Raw genomic sequence first — 17692 nt, 5'->3', positions numbered from 1 at the left:
CCCTGAAGAAAATATTTTTCATAACTTCCTATATTAATTATAACTCAAAAGTATCTTCTTCTGTATGTCTTGCTGTCGTACTATTTTTCAGCTTTTTGAATAATGGAAATTACCTCATTTTTGGTTCGTTTACTCTCGTATTTCTCCATATTACTGAGCATTTGCTCTTTGCTATCTATTAAATGTTTCAATTCTTTCAGCAAGCTTTCAGAATTAAGTTCTTCTTCCTCAAGCTTGTGCGCATATCCCTGCTTCACGAAAGAGTCGGCATTTAGAATTTGGTCACCACGGCTAGCTTTTCTTGATAAAGGGATAAGCAGCATTGGTTTTTTTAATGCTAAAAATTCAAAGATAGCATTGGAGCCAGCGCGTGAAATAATATAATGGCTGGCAGCAAATAAATCCTTCAATTCATCACTTACATATTCAAATTGAGCATAGCCAGAACGGTTAATTGTCTCATCCTTTTGCCCTTGGCCGCATATATGGATGATTTGCACTTCCTTTAATAGTTCATCTAAATTTGTTCGGATAGCATCATTAATTTTCTTCGATCCTGTGCTCCCGCCCATAACTAAAACAACTGGCTTATTCGTCGTCAGCCCGCTATAAGAGAGGCCTTTGCTTCTGTCCCCTGTGAAGAGTTCTTCTCGGACAACCGCTCCGATATATTGGCCTTTTTCTTCGGGTAAATGCTGCATCGTTTCCGGGAAAGTAGCCAATACCTTCTTAGCAAAAGGAAAAGAAAGCTTATTGGCAAGACCTGGAGTATAATCGGATTCGTGGATAATCGCTGGCACACGATTTAGCTTCGCGGCGGCGACAACTGGGACCGAAACAAACCCACCTTTTGAAAAAATAACCTGAGGTTTACGTTTTCTTATAATCCTGAGTGATTGGATAAGCCCTTTCATGACCTTAAACGGATCTTTCAGGTTCTCTTTAGACATATAACGGCGCAGTTTCCCTGTTGAAATCCCGTGATAGGTTACACCCTCTAAAGAACTAATTAATTGTTTTTCTATCCCTTGATAGGATCCTATATAGTCAACTTGATAGCCTTGTCTTTGGAATTCAGGAATGAGAGCCAGATTCACAATAACGTGTCCTGCTGTTCCTCCTCCAGTAAATAAAATACGCTTCTGCTTCAAAATTTCATCGTCCTTTCATCAGTCACACTTAGGTAACACTGTACAAAATATGCTATAATCCGTTCCTATAGGAATTGTATCAAAAAGGAGATCGCCTATGTATGAAACAAAGACATTAAAAGAAAAAATAAAACTATTTACCGTCATTCTCATTCCTATTTTTATTACACAGGTTGGCATGTATGCAATGAATTTCTTTGATACGATTATGTCTGGCCAAGCAGGTCCAAATGATTTAGCCGGTGTGGCCATCGGCTCCAGCATATGGCTGCCCATTTTTACGGGATTAAATGGAATATTGATGGCTATTTCACCAATCGTAGCACAGCTAAAAGGGGCAAAGCTGGAGAAAGATATTCCTGAATCAGTCAAGCAAGGCGTTTATTTATCCATTGTTATCGCTTGTTTGATTGGAGGAATTGGTTTCTTCTTGATTGATCCTGTGTTAACGCTAATGGATCTCGAGTCAGAGGTCCGTCATATCGCCAAATACTACCTCATCAGCTTAGGAACCGGAATTATACCATTATTCGTTTTTAACATCCTGCGTTCGTTTATTGATGCCCTTGGTCATTCAAGAATATCAATGATGATTATTTTGCTTACATTACCTACAAACATTTTCTTTAATTACGTGCTGATTTTTGGTAAATGGGGCTTCCCTGAACTCGGGGGGATCGGTGCAGGTTTAGCGACCTCTTTAACGTATTGGGTGGCTTTTGGGATTATCACTTTTGTTATCCATAAGCTTTACCCACTTCGAACCTACGGAATTTTCACAAATTGGGTTTCTCCTTCTCTTAAAAGCTGGTGGGAACAATTAAAAATCGGTATTCCTATAGGATTTGCTATCTTCTTTGAAACGAGTATTTTTTCAGCCGTTACCTTTTTCATGACAGAGTACGATACCTACACGGTCGCCGCACACCAGGCAGCCATTAACTTTGCCTCATTTGTATATATGATGCCGTTAAGCATTGCTTTTACGTTAACGATTGCCGTCGGTTATGAAGTGGGGGCCAAACGGTTCACTGATGCAAGAACATACTCTTATCTCGGAATATCGATAGCCGTTTGTATGTCTTTAGTAGCTGGTGCCATTCTGTATATCTTTGATGATACCGTCGCAAGACTGTATAGTTCTAATCAACGTGTAATTGAACTGACAAAAAACTTTATCTTCTTTGCTATCTTTTTTCAGCTTTCTGACGGATTCGGTGCTCCTATCCAGGGGATTTTACGGGGCTACAAAGATGTATCGATTACTCTCATCATGTCGTTTGTTTCCTATTGGGTGATTGGATTGCCAACTGGTTATCTATTAGCCAATTATTCAAGTCTTGGTCCATATGGATATTGGATGAGTTTAATTGTTGGTTTAACAGCTGGGGCGATCACGTTAATGCTGCGCATGCTTTATCTGCAGCGGAAGAACATTCGGCTTTATCAGGTTAAGAAGGCAGGCTCATAAAATGTTCAGTAGAACCCGGCTTTTTGTAAAAATGCGGGGTTCTACTTACAATAAAGTTCTTCTACAATCACGCTCGATTTGCTGGAGGTTGTCTTTCAAGGATTCAATAGAGCCTTCTCATATAACTTAATTAAAGGGAGCCCTCCTCCTTCCTTTCCATATGCTTACGTATGAGCCTGATTTGCCCACGATGATTTAGTTCGTCTTCAAATACATGAAACCAACGAAAATAATTATTGGCTGAATGATTAGGACCAAAGGGTGACACTTCATCTAACCAGCTGTCCTCTTTTATCTTGAATCCTTCTAACGTGCGTTCCCGGACCAAATTTAGTCGCTCCTTATAGAATTCAATTCCTCTGCCATAGATTTTTTGATGAGCATTTCCACCAAGACTTAATCCAACTTCAAGAGTAAGCAGTTCTTCTTCAGTTGGATCCCGTTCCTCAAAGGTTATAATCTGATAAACTTCTTCGACACATGCCATATGATATAATAAGCAGCCTATTGAATTTCCTTTACCGTCTATACGATAATCTAACTCCTTTATTGTTAAACCATTCACTGCTTCAAGGGTGGTTAGCCGTGTGTACTCCATCATGGATAATAATCTTCCTATGGTTGGGGTGAAACCTGCATTTTCTTCTATAATAAATCGTTTACCTTCTGTTGATTGCATTTTTTATCTCCTTTCTAATTTTCACTATTAACGAACAAACAAGCATCTATTACAGATTTAAGTACTTGAGCTTTTTTCTTCATACCACCGAAGCATTCTCCATTCTCCATCTGACTCTTTACGCCATACCTCAAGAGATAAAGCTCGAACTATCTTTTCTTTATGCTGGTGTGTAATTTCATATGAAACAGCGGCTTGGGTTTCAGATTGGGGAATAATATGTAAGCCAGAATAAAGAAACTTAATATTTTTCCCCTTATAGTGTGTTGCTGCACCTTTGTTTCCTTCTTTAATTTGTTCGGCATTGAAGAATTCTACTTGATCCTTATCAGGCATATAAAGATATCCTTGAAATTCCCCGGAGTAGTATCCATTCATTTCATCAAAACAACCATTTGAGAAATTCTCATGTAATTCACGCATTCGATAAACTCGAGTTGCTACTTCATTTTCAATACTCATTAGTCACCTCCCTTTTTCTTCCACTTGAATATATTCAATAAAAGGATGAAGATTCCTTTATTCAAATTACTTCCTCTATAAGGAAACATATCGACCACCAGCTATGAAACCTATGTTAATATGGATCAAACACAGAGATCATCTATGTTTTGATCCTTTTGCTATCCGACGAATTAATTAAACTCTCTTATTCATTTAAGGCTATTTTAATAATGAATAGACGTATGTGTCGTGAGCTATACCATTTTGATACATATATTCCCCTCTTTTTGAAAACCTTTTTTGGTTAATAATCTATTAGATGCTTCATTGTCAATAAATACAACAGCACCTACACGAGTTAAATCCATAACATCGAAGCCATATGAAAGAACTTTAGATACTGCTTCAGAAGTATAACCTTCTCTCCAGTGTTCAGGATGGATTTCGTAGCCTATTTCTGCTCGTTTATGTTTAGGGGACCACGCATTAAAGCCAATTGTTCCAATTATTCCATTGGTCTCTTTCCTTTCAATCCCCCAGCGTATTCCTCTTTTTTCATTGTAGTTTTTGGAAAAGAAATCAACGACTTGCTCTGCTTGCTCTATATTATGTAATGTTTCTTGTCCATAATAACGTGTTACCTTATCATTAGAAAAACAAGCAAAAATACCTGGTGCATCGTCTTTTGTTATTTCTTTTAATTTTAGTCTTTCTGTCTCTAACACTGGAAACATATAATCTCTCCCTCTTCTTATCAGTAAAAAAAATATAAACTATCCTGACCAGTTGCCTTTTAAACAAAGCTTCTTTCATTAAACGGGCTTCTCCTCCAAAAAAAGGGTGCAGATTCTTATTCTGAAAATGCACCCTTTTGAACTTCATTTAAATTACTGTCTTATTCAAGAAAGCCTTAAGTTAGTGGTTCTTCGTTTCGCTCGATCCCACGCTTTTTTAAAAGCATTAACACTTTCAAATCTCACTTCTCTTTTTTCGCTAACCGCACGTAAAGCTACATCATACAGTTGTTTCCCAGCCTCCCATTTTGAAAAGGAGTGGTCCATTTCTCCGCCCAGAGCACCAAATGCAATAGCTCCCATAGTGAAAACGTTAGTCCTTGCATCTATAGGAGATCCTAGACTAAATTCTTCCGGTGATTTTGACCGACTTGATCCCCAGAAGCTCTGCCCCATATCATTTATAGTGGGAGATTTTCTATAAAAATCTATATCGCATATTTTCGTCCTATCGTTAGAAAAATCATATAAAATGCTTCCATCATAAAAATCTACAGCTACATACCCTTTTGATTCGACAAAATTATGAAACGACAGAATGGCATCTAGTGAAACTAATCGGTTTTTAACAGGTAAATTTTTACACCTATAGTATGGAGATTCAGGGTGAGTGTATTTTGCGGGAGGCGGAAAAGACCAATGTGAATGTAAACATTCTCCTTCAAACCATTTGTATACAGCCGCGTAACCATGATCTGTGTGAAAGTAATCCACTAAAGTGATTAGGTTAGAGTGTTTTAGATACTTGTATAGTGGTATTGCATTTTGCAATCTGGCTATAGCATCTTGTGGGTTCCCTGAAAAATCAATGGGTTTTGAACCTGCATACTTCACAAAGCTCTTTTGGCCATCATTCTCAATCCCAAAACAAATATTACCTGAATCTTGTTCGTCAAACACGCAAAATACATGCCCCAAAGAACGTAACCATTCAAAATCATGTGATTCTTGAAGTTGAAAAGTAACATCATCTAAAGATATAATAACTGGAAACTTATCTGATCTACTAAATTCCATTTGTACCCCTTTCAACAAAAGGATAATACGTGGTTTATAGGGCCAGTTATACGTATATCCCCTCAATTTGGTTAGCCCTGCACCGGATTATGTTTATATACATATTACAACGCCTCCTTTCAATAATTGCGAATAGTCGCTTTCTAAACATCAGCAAATACTCTATTAAATAAAAAAAAATGGACAAGGTAACGTTCACTTTCCTAAAGTGCTTATCCAGTAAGCATTTGATCTCTTGTCAATTTCCTTTAATAGCTGCACTAAAGGTTGCGGCTGCAAATTATATTTATGTATATTTTCTACACTCACCCAAATAAACTCTAGGTGATTCTCTTTACTAAAAATTTTCTCTTCATCATTTTTCAACTCGACTTTAAACAGATGATTAATTTCAACATTCTTTCGACCTCTTGACATCCATTCATGTTCAATATCACCTATAAATCCTTTTAACACAACAGTAATTCCCAATTCCTCTTTTATTTCTCGAATAAGGGCCTTTTCAGCTCCTTCCCACATTTCAACGTGTCCACCAGGTAGAAAGGTATGACCATACCCCTTGGCTCTTGCTAATAATACGTGACCATTTTTAAGGATAACTCCCCTACTTAACCGATGAATTTAGCCATAATAACGCTCCTTCTATTTCAGCCGTTCATCTATCTGTATATTTCGATTTACAGCTTTGAAACTCCTTCCCTTATTCAACGAAATGGACCTATTGAAGAAAATCACCGAACAGGTATGTTTAAACGGAGTATATATTTTATACTTTTAACGAAAAATATCAATAAACTAGGGATGCTCATCTTTATACAAAAGCGCTAGGAGGAATGTTTGCTATGAAGGAAAACAACGTAGTTAAGGAATTGAATGAATATTTAAAAGGTGAATATATGGGAATCCATGCTTACGAACATTACATCAAAAATGCACAAGACCAGGATATTAAAGCTGCCTTACAATTAATCCAGCAAGAACATAAACAACATGCATTGAAAATTGCTGAAAGAATACAAGATCTTGGTGGGAAAGCTGCTGAGGACAATGGATTCATGGGTTCTGTACGAGAATCAATGATGAATCTCAAGGGTTTTCCTGATACAACAGGAGAAATTTTGAAGGGCGCAGTAAAAGGACAACAAATGGGAATCCGCACCACGGAAGATATTGTACGAGGAGACCTTGATCCGAGAAGCCGACAAATGGTTGAAGAAAATTTGGCTGAAGACAGGTCGCATATTGATCAATTGAACAACCTAATGTATTAGATCCCTCCCCCTGGTGAAACTGATCTATTGATAAATTAAGTGCAATATTTGGTAGAAATCGTTGCCCTGTTGAAGGAAGCAGAGAAAGGGATACCGGATTTTTCAGATCAGAGTGGTAAAAGTCAGCCTTTTACACACTCACTTGCCTCCCAACAATATGTCTCGTTTACTTAAGAACAGAGACTATTATAGTAAAGAGCTTTACTGTTACTCGGCAAGCGTGTCGGTAGTTATAATTCACAAAACCCTAAAAAAGGCCGTGGAGTCCACGACCTTTTTTGGATAAGAGAAAGTACACGTTTGCTTTTCCAAATTACTGATTTAAGTTCATGACAACTAATCGTTCCTCTGTCATTTCCTCAATAGAATACTTCGGTCCTTCTTTGCCTGAACCGCTATCTTTCACACCGCCATATGGCATCAGATCCACGCGGTATTGTGAAGAATCATTGATCATCAGCCCGCCGACTTGCACATGTTTGGCTGCATAGAAAGCTGTATCAAGATTTTGTGTAAATATGCCGCCTTGCAATCCGTACTGGGACTTATTGACTTCATTGATGCATTCTTTAATATCTGTGAATGGGATCAGACTTACAACAGGCGCGAATATTTCTTCACAAACAACTTTCATTTCAGGTGTAATATCTTGAAGAACTGTTGGATATAAAAGGGCACCCTCTCGTTTACCGCCGTGTACGACAGTTCCACCAGCTTGTTTCGCTTCCTCTATCCATTGCTCGGCACGTTTAGCCTCATCTTCACTAATCATCGGTCCTACGTCTGTTTGATCATCATTCGGATCGCCGACTTTCAACTCTTTCACTGCTTTAATAAACTTTTCTTGGAATTCTTGCCGGACATCTTCATGGACATAAAGACGCTGAACAGAGAGACACACTTGTCCGGCAAAAGCGAAGCTCTTAGCCGCTGTGTTTTTTGCTGCAGCATCGATATCTGCTTCTTTATCAACAATAACCGGAGAGTTATTTCCAAGCTCAAGGATCAGCCGATTGAGACCGGTAGTTTGTTTAAGTTTAAGCCCAACTTCAGCACTCCCTGTAAACGTATATAGCTGGATTCGTTTATCTTCCATCATTTGATTTCCCACAGTGGACCCCGAGCCCACAACGACATTGAAGAACCCTTTTGGCAATCCAGCTTCATGAAACATTTCAGCTAACATTATGGAAGCGACAGGGGTTGCACTAGCCGGCTTCAACACTACAGCGTTCCCCGCGGCAATAGCTGGGGCAATTTTATGAGAAACAAGATTTAATGGGAAGTTAAATGGACTGATTGCCCCGACCACGCCCACAGGGACTTTAATCGTAAAGGCCATACGATTCTCAGAGCCTGGGGCTGATTCGACAGGAACCCCTTCCCCATGGATCCGCTTCGCCTCTTCCGCTGAAAGTTCAACCGTTTGTGTGGCGCGGTCTACTTCGTTACGTGCCTGTTTAAGCGGCTTCCCTGCTTCCATGGTAATGGTTTTCGCGAACTCCTCTTTATTTTCCTGTAAAAGTTCACTAACACGCTTGAGCACTTGATATCGCTTATAAGGAGACATTTGCTGCTCTGTAAATGCACGTTCAGCGGCACCGATCGCTTGGTCTACTTCTTTTTCAGATGCTTTTGCTACTTGGACATACGTATCATGTGTATATTTATTTGCTACATTTACTACTTCATCTGTATCTATCCATTCACCGTCTATATATAATTTAAATTGCTTAACCACAGAACATACTCCCTTTCAAATGGAATCTATAGAGAATATAACCTTTTTAAGTAGGAAGTAAACTTATTGTAGTTCTTCTCAAAGATGAACTTGCTCCTCACTCCAGCGCCATAATTTTTCAGCCAAGTCTAAATCAAGACCTCGCTTTGAAGTAGGAGCCTTTTTTTTATTATAATAATACTCACCAGATATCCCCTTCACTTCAGGACTAGTTGCTAGGTAAATGGCTGTCTCAACCCCTTGTAATGGTGTCTTGAAAAACGAAGACAGACCTTTCATAATCATCTTTCCGAAGCCAGTCCCTCTGTCTACGCCAAGGTTAGTAGCAACTGCACCAGGATGAAGGCTATTTACGGTTATATTTGTCCCTTCCAACTTATTTGCTAAAGCTCTTGCAAATAAAATGTTAGCCAGTTTAGATTGTCCATATCCCTTGATTACATTATAGTTTTTTATGAAATGTGGATCATTAAAATAGATCTTCCCCCATTTATGTGCCCCCGAAGAAACTACAATGACTCTCGCTTCATCTGCAGCCTTTAAATTATCAAGCAGTAAATTCGTTAATAGAAAATGACCTAAATGATTGACACCAAGTTGAGACTCAAAACCGTCCTGAGTCACACGTTTTTTAATAGAAACAACACCCGCATTGTTAATAAGCAAGTCAAGTGCTTGATGATGTTTTTTAAATTCCTTCGTTGCTTTTCTTATACTTTCAAGTGAACCGAGATCGCAGAGAATTAGTGAAAGATTGTCTGATCTACTTTTCTCTTTAGCTATTTTTAAAGCCTCCGCCCCTCTATTTTCATTCCTGCAAAACATGATTACATGTGAACCGTATTTAGCAAGTTCAATCGTCGTCGCAAGTCCCATTCCTGAATTAGCGCCTGTTACTATAGCTACCTTCTTATCCATTCAACCACCTCAATTTATATAGGATTAATTTATTATTCCAATCTCTCATAAGTCCCCCGAGATCATTTATGTTTTTATACGTTTAACCATACAAAAACATGAGAGAACATTGCAACACAGAACAGTTCGATAGTTTCTACAAAGGAGAGTATTATTTATGTCTAACATAAAAGAGAAAGTAGTGATTATTATGGGAGCATCTAGTGGAATTGGTGGGGAGACTGCCAAAGAATTAGCAGATAAGGAAGCAAATATCATTCTCGCAGCAAGAAGGGAAGAGCGTTTGAAGGATTCTGTCCTAAATCATTGTGATTCTGCCCACATGCAAAAAAGCCTGGCCAAGGAATCTCTCTGGCCAGGCTTCTTCTTACTTATTTTTATAGGAATAATCCAGCCATCGTTGCAGAAAGCATGGAACCAAGTGTTGCACCAACAAGAAGCTTCATACCAAATCCTGATACGCGAGCACCTTTGTCAGCGTCAATCCCTTGTACCGTGCCTGCAATGATTCCTATAGAAGAGAAGTTAGCAAAACTTGTTAGGAACACCGTAACAATACCAACTGTTTTTTCTGATACTTGATCAACCATTCCTTGGAACTCAAGCATGGCAACGAATTCGTTCGTTACAATTTTCGTTCCCATGATGGCACCTGCATCAATTACTTCTGAAGCAGGGATACCCATTAGAAAACCGATTGGTGCGATAAGATAGCCAAGCCCTTCCTGTAAAGTGAAGCCTGCGAATAGGAATGAAAAGAGAGCATTAACTAATTCAAGGGATGCGATAAACGCGATAAGCATCGCCGCTACGATTAAAGCAATTTTACCACCGTCTAATGCACCATTCCCCATGGCCTCGAAAAGACTTTTCGAACCAGACACGTCTTCAATGTCTACGTAGTCTTCCTCTTTAGGCACTTTAACGGGTGCAATTAATGAAGCAACAATAAGTGCACTAAACATATTTAGCGGAAGGGCTACAAGAACATAATCAGGAGGTAGAATGCCAAGATATGCACCGACAATGGAAGCTGATACAGACCCCATTGCTGAAGCACTTACGATATATAAGCGGTTATCACTAAGCTGTTTAAATTGTGACTTAATAGCAATAATGGCTTCGGATTGTCCAAAGAAGATACTGTTTACTGCGTTAAAAGACTCAATCTTAGGTAAGCGAGTAATATAAGATAAGAACTGACCTAAATATTTAATAATAAATGGCAAAATCTTTAGGTACGTAAGAACAGATAGAATGGTTGCAAAGAAGATAATTAATAGTAGTACATTAAAGAAGAATACAGAAGCTCCCTCATCTGTCGCCACACCGCCAAGAACAAAGTTGACACCAACGGTCCCGAATTCAATGAGTTTGTTAAATACCCATGATATTTTGTTAATAATCCATGCGCCAACTTCTGTCTCAAACATGACAAAAGTTGTTATAAGCTGGGCCAGGAGCATAACACCAATACCAAAATAATTTATATTTTTACGATCATTAGACATGAAATATGCGATTCCAAGAATAACAACAACGGCCAAAATTCCTAGTAAGATATCCACGCTTAAGTTCCCCCTCAAAAGTTTAAATCGTCAGACACACACAAAATGAAAATGCTTTCATGATCTGTTTCTAATATGGATTTTAACAGGTTGTCAGACGTCTTGCAATACTTATTCAATTGATAGAATTTTCATTAAATCGATCTTTATCCTCATTTATCGATATTATTCCCAATAACAAAGCATTTACAAGTGTTTTTATTGATTCAGGAATTTTTTCCTAAAGCATAAAAAAAGCTGCTGAATGATTTATTCAGCAGCTTTTTTTCCATAAATATTTGTGCCTGTTACGTCCCAGAACTTCCATTCTTAGTAGACCTACTTACGTCAAATTGGCAGCATACTATCAACCATCTCTTCAGCTGGCGTTGCCCTGCTGCGATATTTCCCGCAGCATCCTATCAGTTTCTTTTGAAAGGAGCGTAATCTGTAGGAATAACTTCTCTCATAAAAAACCAAAATGCACCCTCCGGTGGTCAGCCGAAGAGTGCTATACCTAAGGGGAGGTATATCATTTTTATAATGAAAGGCTCGTGTAACAATAATGTATCACGACCTGTTCACCAAACTTCACATACTCAGTATCCTCTAACGCTTTAAAGTGTTTCTATACATTAGACGAATCAGTTAAATAAATAGTTTCAAAAATTTTAAATTAACATTTATGTTAGTCATCCCCCATGTTCTTGCATGAGGAACATAACTTAAGAACTTAATGACCTGGGAAAAAGATCATTTGCAGGATGAAAATAAAGCCAAATACATATAAAATCCAGTGGACATCCTTCGCTTTGCCATTCATTAGTTTCAACAGCGGATAGGTTATAAAGCCAAAGGCGATTCCTGTAGCGATGCTTGATGTCAAAGGCATAGATAGAATAATAATGAAAGCTGGAAAAGCATCATCAAAATTCTGCCAATTGATTTTTGCTAAGCCTTCCATCATAAAACAACCGACGATTATAAGCACAGGTGCTGTAATCGCGGCCAAATTCGATACTGCTCCTACTAACGGAGAGAAGAAAATAGAAAGTAAAAATAAGCCAGCAACAACAACAGTAGTAAGCCCGGTTCTTCCGCCGACAGCCACACCTGAAGAGGATTCAACATAAGCGGAGGATGGACTCGTACCAAACATTGCACCAGCGGTCGTAGCTGTGGCATCAGCCATCAAAGCAGCACGTGCTCTCGGTAAACTTCCATCTTTACGAATGAAACCGGCCTGTTCAGCTACTCCAATCATCGTTCCTGTCGTATCAAAAATGGTCACGAGCAAAAAGGCAAAAATCACTGTATATAGTCCATTACTGAATACTCCAGCTAAATCAATGTCCCAAAATACGGGAGAAGGTGGTGCAGACATAAGTCCATCTTCAAAAGATAACTGCCCTGTAAACATTCCTATAATAGCTGTAACGACCATGCCAATGAATAACGCCCCTGTTACTCGGCGAGCAATTAAACCAAGTGTGATAAACAAGCCAACGATCGTTAACACCGTCCCTGGTGCGGTGAGATCACCAAGGGTAACGAGTGTAGATTCACTTGCGACAACGATGCCTGACATTCGTAATCCCAAAAATGCAATAAAAAGACCGATCCCTGATGTAATTCCGTACTTTAGTGAAGATGGGATAGCTGTAATTAGGATTTCTCTCAAGCTGGTTAAACTTAAAATAACAAATAGAATACCTGCTAGGAAGACGGTCCCTAAAATCACAGAATAACTTACATCTTGTTGAGCCACTTCTGTAACAAAGTAAGCATTCATCCCCATTCCAGGTGCAATGGCTATCGGATAATTGGCAGCTAACGCCATGATTAACGTACCAACAATCGCTGCAATCACTGTTGCCATAAATACCTGGTCGAAAGGCAGACCAGCAGCAGAAAGAATCGCAGGATTAACGATGACTATATAAACCATTGTTAAGAACGTTGTTAGACCCGCCAGCATCTCTGTTCGGACATTTGTATTGTTTTCTTGTAAACGAAATATTTTCAACATGAATCACACCTTACTTTCCGAATGAAAATCATAACATGTATAATAATATTCGTTTTACGAACAAAATTCAAGTATTTATCAAAAATCGTTCGGTTTTAACAATAAAAAAAGTCGATTTCTACAAAAACAATAGAAATCGACTGAGGATCACCCTATATTTTCATGTTTAAACCAATCCATTATCTGTTCAATATCCTCATTCTCTAAGTGATGACAATGTGCTCTTGCCTTTCCTACTCCTGTTTTTAACGTTACTTCAACTGAGGAAAGGCGGGCACGTTTTTGTAATATAGATTGTGAACACTGGCTTGATTGAATTCGGTGCTTTTTCATAACATAGGTTTGTTTCGTCATAAACCGATAGCTTAATGTTAGTTGTTTATCACGAACATTCCATCCTGCATCCCGATGATTCAATACACCTAACCCAATGAAAATCGGAACAATCAGTAAGGAAACCAAACCAACAGGCCAAAAGAACACACTTGCAGCTATGGCAAGGACGGCAGGAAACAAGACACACCTTACTAGATAGCGTATTCGTGCACGCTTCGGCGGACGTTTTAACGATACATCAAGATCATATTGGGGCAGGATGCTTTCCATAACACCTTTGATTTGACTCCGCTTAATTAAAGGGAGCACTTTAAACTGCTGCTCCGCGTCACCCTTGATGGAGCCACCTGCACTAATGATCGATATGGTTGCAAACCCTAAAGGCTGCCGTATCATATTTTCATCCACTCTTATCCCTTGAATCCGATTTAAGGGTATGGTGATTTGTTTCTTTTCTAGTAAACCACGTGTGATGATTAAGTCTTCCCCCTCAATGAAAACGGAAAATTTGCCAAAACGAAGCACAGTTAAGATAACAGAGATTCCGTAAGCCAGTAGAAGAATAAGTAGTGCGGTTAAGCCGACAATAAGAACTCCAATTTGAAGCCAATCGAGCACTTCTTCATAAATCGTTCCCACGGGAAGAAATTCAATAATCTGCGAAAAGAAAACCGCTACCCCTGAAATAACTACACCTGCTCCTCCAGAGGTAAGAGCCATGAGCACCAGATCCTTCATAGTCATCCCATAAACAAGCATCCGATCCGAATCCATTCCCTGTTCCTCTGTCTGCTCCTCTACGAAAGAACGTTCCTGTTTACCATGGTATATAATTTCCTCAAGCCTTTTTGCTTCTGATCTCTTAATTGCCGTCAATTCAGCTTCTGCCTCTTGACTTCCTGGAGAACCGGCTGTTTCAATCGAAACTTTCACAAGTTGAAAAGGCCTGTGCAAAACCCCTTCAGAGAAATTGAGGCTTTGGATCCGATCCATAGGGATATACCGCTTTTTTCGAAAAATCAGACCATATTCAATACGCAGTTCCCCTTCCTGCACTCGATAAGTAAAACGAAGCCACTTTACAATCCCGGCTATTAGTATGAGTACTAAAAAGGAGGCTGATAAAATGAGGGGAAGCCAGTTGAGGAAGCCTTCCACCTGGTTCCCATTTAAAAAGAAAATAGCAATGATCGGAAAAATCGCGTCCTTTAACCCTTTCACAAAGTTAAGAACGGCGGATACTGGATGAAGACGTTGTGGTTCAAACATCATCCTCAGCCACCCTTGCTAAAGATGAGATCGTATTCCTAAGCCCCTCAGCTTCTCGTTCATCGAGTGCCGGTATTTTATGTACCGTTGCGGCTGTAGATATACTAATTGTAGCCAATCGATACTTTCGAAGCAGCGGGCCTTGTTCTGTATCCACATGCTGCACACGAACCATTGGTACAAGAATCCGTTTAACGATAAATAATCCATATTGGTATTCAATTTCCTGATCTCTCACTTCATACCGCAAACGATCCCACTTAATAGATGGAATCAGCCAAATAGAAAAAATAATTTCTAAGACAAATAGAACACCAATCACAAAGCTTGGCCAGAGCGGCCATGAATATAGATTTGTAAGGATGATAATCGCAATGGCTATGACCCCTACGATTCCTGTATTTATGTACCCATAAATCCTCCAAAGTGTGAGGGCACGTCTCGATATTCGTTGACTTGGTTCTCTCATAAGCAGACCTCCTTCTCCTCTTTTTGTACGATCGACCCCTTCCGATCGTTTCAAAACAAACAAAATCCAGGCCAAACATGCCTGGATTCCACCTACCTATGAGCCGTTAGATAATTCTTTAGATTTATCCGTGCAGGCATTCATCGCTTGAATGACCGAACTTCGGAGCCCTGCTTGTTCAAGCGTGTTCACACCCTCAATCGTAACCCCTCCAGGCGTACAGACGGCATCCTTGAGCTCACCTGGATGTTTCCCTGTCTCTAATACCATTTTCGCAGCCCCTTGGACAGCCTGGGAAGCCAGCTTATAGGCCTTCTCTCTCGGGATACCCTGTTGAACCGCGGTATCCGCCATTGCTTCAATAAACATATAGACAAAAGCTGGTGATGACCCGCTCACTGCTGGAACAGCATCCATTAAGCGTTCTTCAATCACTTCAGCTTCACCAAAGCTTTCAAAGATTTCCTTTACATCATGAAGATCCTCTTCGGTTACAAAATCATTTGGACAAAGCACACTCATACCTGCACCGACTAATGATGGGGTATTTGGCATCGAGCGAATCACTTTCACTTGAGAATCAAAAGACTTCCTCACTTTATCCAATGTCATCCCAGCTGCAACTGTTACGATGACTGTATCATCATTAACAGATGATTTAATTTCTTGAATAACTCCTTGGTAAACATAAGGCTTAACAGCAAGGAACAAAATATCACTTTCCTGTGCCAACTTTTTATTATCATTAGAGATACGGACCCCTAGTTCCTCAGCAACAAAGTCGATCGTTTCATCCGTTAATGCTGTTGCTGCGATTTGCTCAGGTCTAACTGCACCCGATTGAATCATCCCTTGAATCATAGCCTGGCCCATTTGACCGCAGCCAATGAAACCAATTTGCTTTTCCACCATACAACACCCCTTTCTTGTGATTCTTATTGTATCCGAATATGTCTTTCACTACAATCTCTTGATGATTTAAAGATCGCAGTCAGCGATTTTCCCATGTTTTCCTGATAAAGCCTTTACAAATCCAACCTGCTTTACTATAATTAACATTGTATTCTTCATATCATAACGATCCACAACAAATATCATAGCTGCTACGAAAAAAGCTGAGCTGCCTTCAAGCTCAGCTTTTTTCGTGGAATTATTTTCACTCATAAATCAGCATAACTTTAGAAGCTCCACCTATCCATGGATATATAGTCATTGACAGAACAACTTTTTCTGCACTAACTCGCACAATGTCTAAAAAAAGCACCCACAAAAAGAACCAGGATCGCGACGATCCTGGTTCACAGTTTTCAGCTTGTTACTTCCGCTTTTTTTACATCATTAAAGAATGTTTTCATCGCATGAAATACATCTACTTTTTTCCTCAAAATATGATGCCTGAATTTAGGATGATCAATAGATTTGTATGCCTGCATTAAGCTAGAAGAACGGTTATATTGATTCACCTCACCATAACCAAACATTTGTGACACTCCGATAAGCTCCTCAATAAGCGAAATACATCTCTTGTTATCAGAAGTAAGATTATCACCATCAGAAAAGTGAAAAGGATAAATATTATAACGTTCTGGTGAATACTTTTCGTCTATCAGTTGAAGTGCTCTGCGATAGGCTGACGAACAAATTGTTCCACCGCTCTCACCCTTAGAAAAGAAATCTTCTTCACTAACCACTTTTGCTTGCGTATGATGGGCAATGAACTCCACATCTACCGTTTCGTAATTTTTGTTTAAAAAACGATTCATCCAAAAGAAAAAACTGCGGGCCATATATTTTTCCCATTGTCCCATACTGCCGCTCGTATCCATCATCGCGATCACGACAGCTTTCGATTCTGGTTTTTCTTGATCTGTCCATGCCTTGTAACGAATATCTTCAGGGTATATCGGTGCAAAAGAAGCATCGCCTGCAAGTGCATTCCTTTTATACGCTTCAAGCATCGTCCGTTTTTTATCTATATTTCCTGTTAATCCTGTTTTCCGTACGTCACGGAATTCAATATCTTCATGAACGATCGTGTCTTTTTCTTTTTCTGCCAAATCAGGAAGAGTCAACTCTTTAAAAAATGCTTCCTCTAGCTCAGCCAAGGTGACTTCAGCTTCATAGTAATCTTCTCCTGCCTGGTCGCCAGCTCCTTCGCCTTGCCCAGGCTTGGCTTTTTTCTCCTGTGATTGACCTAGAACATCCCCTACCTCACTATCACCATCCCCTTGACCTGCATGCTTATTCTTGTCGTGATTATAACGAATTTTATATTCATCAAGTGACCGAATCGGAATTTTCACAACACGTTTTCCATTAGACATCACAATATTTTCTTCCGTAATCAAGTCAGGAAGTTGTTTGTTCATTGCATCTCTTACTTTTTCCTGATGCCGGCGCTGATCATCATAGCCTTTCCTGTGGAGGGACCAGTCGTCTTCAGCAATTACGAAACTTTTCTCATCATCCATATTCAAATTTCCCTCCTAGCTTTGAGTATTACTCTATCGTATGCAGGTCCTTGTCAATGGATGAAGCGAAATCGCGGAAGGGTCA

Annotated in this window: 16 protein-coding genes and 2 pseudogenes; 3 read left to right on the top strand and 15 right to left on the bottom strand. The window is 39.3% G+C overall.

Going from position 1 to position 17692, the window contains the following annotated elements:
* Positions 1-80 precede the first annotated feature (80 nt).
* Positions 81-1151: an undecaprenyldiphospho-muramoylpentapeptide beta-N-acetylglucosaminyltransferase gene (locus MUO14_RS19935; RefSeq protein WP_244752273.1), complete on the bottom strand. Its 1071-nt coding sequence runs from the start codon at positions 1149-1151 to the stop codon at positions 81-83.
* Between the two features lie 97 nt (positions 1152-1248).
* Between MUO14_RS19935 and MUO14_RS19930 the strand changes: the two genes are divergently transcribed.
* Positions 1249-2622 carry an MATE family efflux transporter gene (locus tag MUO14_RS19930; protein WP_244752272.1) on the top strand — a complete coding sequence of 458 codons (1374 nt, stop codon included), beginning with the start codon at positions 1249-1251 and terminating at the stop codon, positions 2620-2622.
* Positions 2623-2752: 130 nt separating this feature from the next.
* Here the strand turns inward: MUO14_RS19930 and MUO14_RS19925 are convergent, their stop codons facing one another.
* The 5 genes and pseudogenes from MUO14_RS19925 to MUO14_RS19905 form a co-directional block, all read right to left on the bottom strand.
* Positions 2753-3301, bottom strand: coding sequence for a mycothiol transferase (locus tag MUO14_RS19925; RefSeq protein WP_396265730.1), 549 nt, complete (start codon positions 3299-3301; stop codon positions 2753-2755).
* A gap of 57 nt (positions 3302-3358) precedes the next feature.
* Positions 3359-3763 carry a hypothetical protein gene (locus tag MUO14_RS19920; protein ID WP_244752271.1) on the bottom strand — a complete coding sequence of 135 codons (405 nt, stop codon included), beginning with the start codon at positions 3761-3763 and terminating at the stop codon, positions 3359-3361.
* A gap of 201 nt (positions 3764-3964) precedes the next feature.
* Positions 3965-4479: pseudogene (locus MUO14_RS19915) on the bottom strand (GNAT family N-acetyltransferase).
* 165 nt (positions 4480-4644) lie between these two features.
* On the bottom strand, positions 4645-5556 hold the full coding sequence (locus MUO14_RS19910) for a serine/threonine protein kinase (RefSeq protein ID WP_244752270.1): 912 nt from the start codon (positions 5554-5556) through the stop codon (positions 4645-4647).
* 195 nt (positions 5557-5751) lie between these two features.
* Complete coding sequence (locus MUO14_RS19905) at positions 5752-6177, bottom strand: NUDIX domain-containing protein (RefSeq protein WP_255822212.1); 426 nt, start codon at positions 6175-6177, stop codon at positions 5752-5754.
* A gap of 221 nt (positions 6178-6398) precedes the next feature.
* Between MUO14_RS19905 and MUO14_RS19900 the strand changes: the two genes are divergently transcribed.
* Positions 6399-6827 carry a ferritin-like domain-containing protein gene (locus MUO14_RS19900; RefSeq protein ID WP_244752269.1) on the top strand — a complete coding sequence of 143 codons (429 nt, stop codon included), beginning with the start codon at positions 6399-6401 and terminating at the stop codon, positions 6825-6827.
* A 313-nt stretch (positions 6828-7140) separates the two neighbouring features.
* Here MUO14_RS19900 and MUO14_RS19895 read toward each other — a convergent pair whose 3' ends face one another.
* Both MUO14_RS19895 and MUO14_RS19890 read right to left on the bottom strand, forming a co-directional pair.
* Positions 7141-8568, bottom strand: coding sequence for an aldehyde dehydrogenase family protein (locus MUO14_RS19895; protein WP_244752268.1), 1428 nt, complete (start codon positions 8566-8568; stop codon positions 7141-7143).
* Between the two features lie 78 nt (positions 8569-8646).
* Positions 8647-9486, bottom strand: a complete 840-nt coding sequence (locus tag MUO14_RS19890; protein WP_244752267.1) for an SDR family oxidoreductase — start codon at positions 9484-9486, stop codon at positions 8647-8649.
* A gap of 157 nt (positions 9487-9643) precedes the next feature.
* Between MUO14_RS19890 and MUO14_RS19885 the strand changes: the two are divergent.
* A pseudogene (locus MUO14_RS19885) lies at positions 9644-9775 on the top strand (SDR family NAD(P)-dependent oxidoreductase); the annotation flags it as partial.
* Between the two features lie 88 nt (positions 9776-9863).
* On the opposite strand, the gene MUO14_RS19880 reads toward MUO14_RS19885, so the two are convergent.
* The 7 genes from MUO14_RS19880 to yhbH all read right to left on the bottom strand — a co-directional run bounded on the left by MUO14_RS19880 (position 9864) and on the right by yhbH (position 17613).
* A complete protein-coding gene (locus MUO14_RS19880) occupies positions 9864-11054 on the bottom strand; it encodes a NupC/NupG family nucleoside CNT transporter (RefSeq protein WP_244752266.1) in 1191 nt (396 codons plus the stop codon).
* A 712-nt stretch (positions 11055-11766) separates the two neighbouring features.
* The gene (locus MUO14_RS19875) at positions 11767-13062 is read right to left on the bottom strand and encodes an NCS2 family permease (protein WP_304654197.1); all 1296 of its coding nucleotides are present in this window, start codon (positions 13060-13062) and stop codon (positions 11767-11769) included.
* A gap of 147 nt (positions 13063-13209) precedes the next feature.
* Complete coding sequence (locus MUO14_RS19870) at positions 13210-14670, bottom strand: PH domain-containing protein (RefSeq protein ID WP_244752265.1); 1461 nt, start codon at positions 14668-14670, stop codon at positions 13210-13212.
* Entirely contained in the window at positions 14660-15136 is a 477-nt protein-coding gene (locus MUO14_RS19865; protein WP_244752264.1) for a PH domain-containing protein, read from the bottom strand. The genes MUO14_RS19870 and MUO14_RS19865 overlap by 11 nt, the downstream gene beginning before the upstream one ends.
* 96 nt (positions 15137-15232) lie before the next feature.
* Positions 15233-16045: a pyrroline-5-carboxylate reductase gene (gene proC / locus MUO14_RS19860; RefSeq protein ID WP_244755697.1), complete on the bottom strand. Its 813-nt coding sequence runs from the start codon at positions 16043-16045 to the stop codon at positions 15233-15235.
* A 69-nt stretch (positions 16046-16114) separates the two neighbouring features.
* Positions 16115-16300, bottom strand: a complete 186-nt coding sequence (locus tag MUO14_RS19855; protein ID WP_244752263.1) for a hypothetical protein — start codon at positions 16298-16300, stop codon at positions 16115-16117.
* 143 nt (positions 16301-16443) lie between these two features.
* Positions 16444-17613 carry a sporulation protein YhbH gene (gene yhbH, locus MUO14_RS19850; RefSeq protein WP_244752262.1) on the bottom strand — a complete coding sequence of 390 codons (1170 nt, stop codon included), beginning with the start codon at positions 17611-17613 and terminating at the stop codon, positions 16444-16446.
* Between the last annotated feature and the right edge of the window lie 79 nt (positions 17614-17692).

The organism is Halobacillus shinanisalinarum, from assembly GCF_022919835.1.
Lineage (GTDB): Bacteria > Bacillota > Bacilli > Bacillales > Halobacillaceae > Halobacillus_A > Halobacillus_A shinanisalinarum.
This window is presented reverse-complemented; position numbering and strand designations above follow the sequence as displayed.

Coding starts and splice junctions, on each gene's coding strand:
- MUO14_RS19930 (WP_244752272.1), top strand. CDS start 1,249: ATGTATGAAACAAAGACATTAAAAGAAAAAATAAAACTATTTACCGTC.
- MUO14_RS19925 (WP_396265730.1), bottom strand. CDS start 3,301: ATGCAATCAACAGAAGGTAAACGATTTATTATAGAAGAAAATGCAGGT.
- MUO14_RS19920 (WP_244752271.1), bottom strand. CDS start 3,763: ATGAGTATTGAAAATGAAGTAGCAACTCGAGTTTATCGAATGCGTGAA.
- MUO14_RS19910 (WP_244752270.1), bottom strand. CDS start 5,556: ATGGAATTTAGTAGATCAGATAAGTTTCCAGTTATTATATCTTTAGAT.
- MUO14_RS19900 (WP_244752269.1), top strand. CDS start 6,399: ATGAAGGAAAACAACGTAGTTAAGGAATTGAATGAATATTTAAAAGGT.
- MUO14_RS19890 (WP_244752267.1), bottom strand. CDS start 9,486: ATGGATAAGAAGGTAGCTATAGTAACAGGCGCTAATTCAGGAATGGGA.
- MUO14_RS19875 (WP_304654197.1), bottom strand. CDS start 13,062: ATGTTGAAAATATTTCGTTTACAAGAAAACAATACAAATGTCCGAACA.
- MUO14_RS19870 (WP_244752265.1), bottom strand. CDS start 14,670: ATGATGTTTGAACCACAACGTCTTCATCCAGTATCCGCCGTTCTTAAC.
- MUO14_RS19865 (WP_244752264.1), bottom strand. CDS start 15,136: ATGAGAGAACCAAGTCAACGAATATCGAGACGTGCCCTCACACTTTGG.
- MUO14_RS19855 (WP_244752263.1), bottom strand. CDS start 16,300: ATGAGTGAAAATAATTCCACGAAAAAAGCTGAGCTTGAAGGCAGCTCA.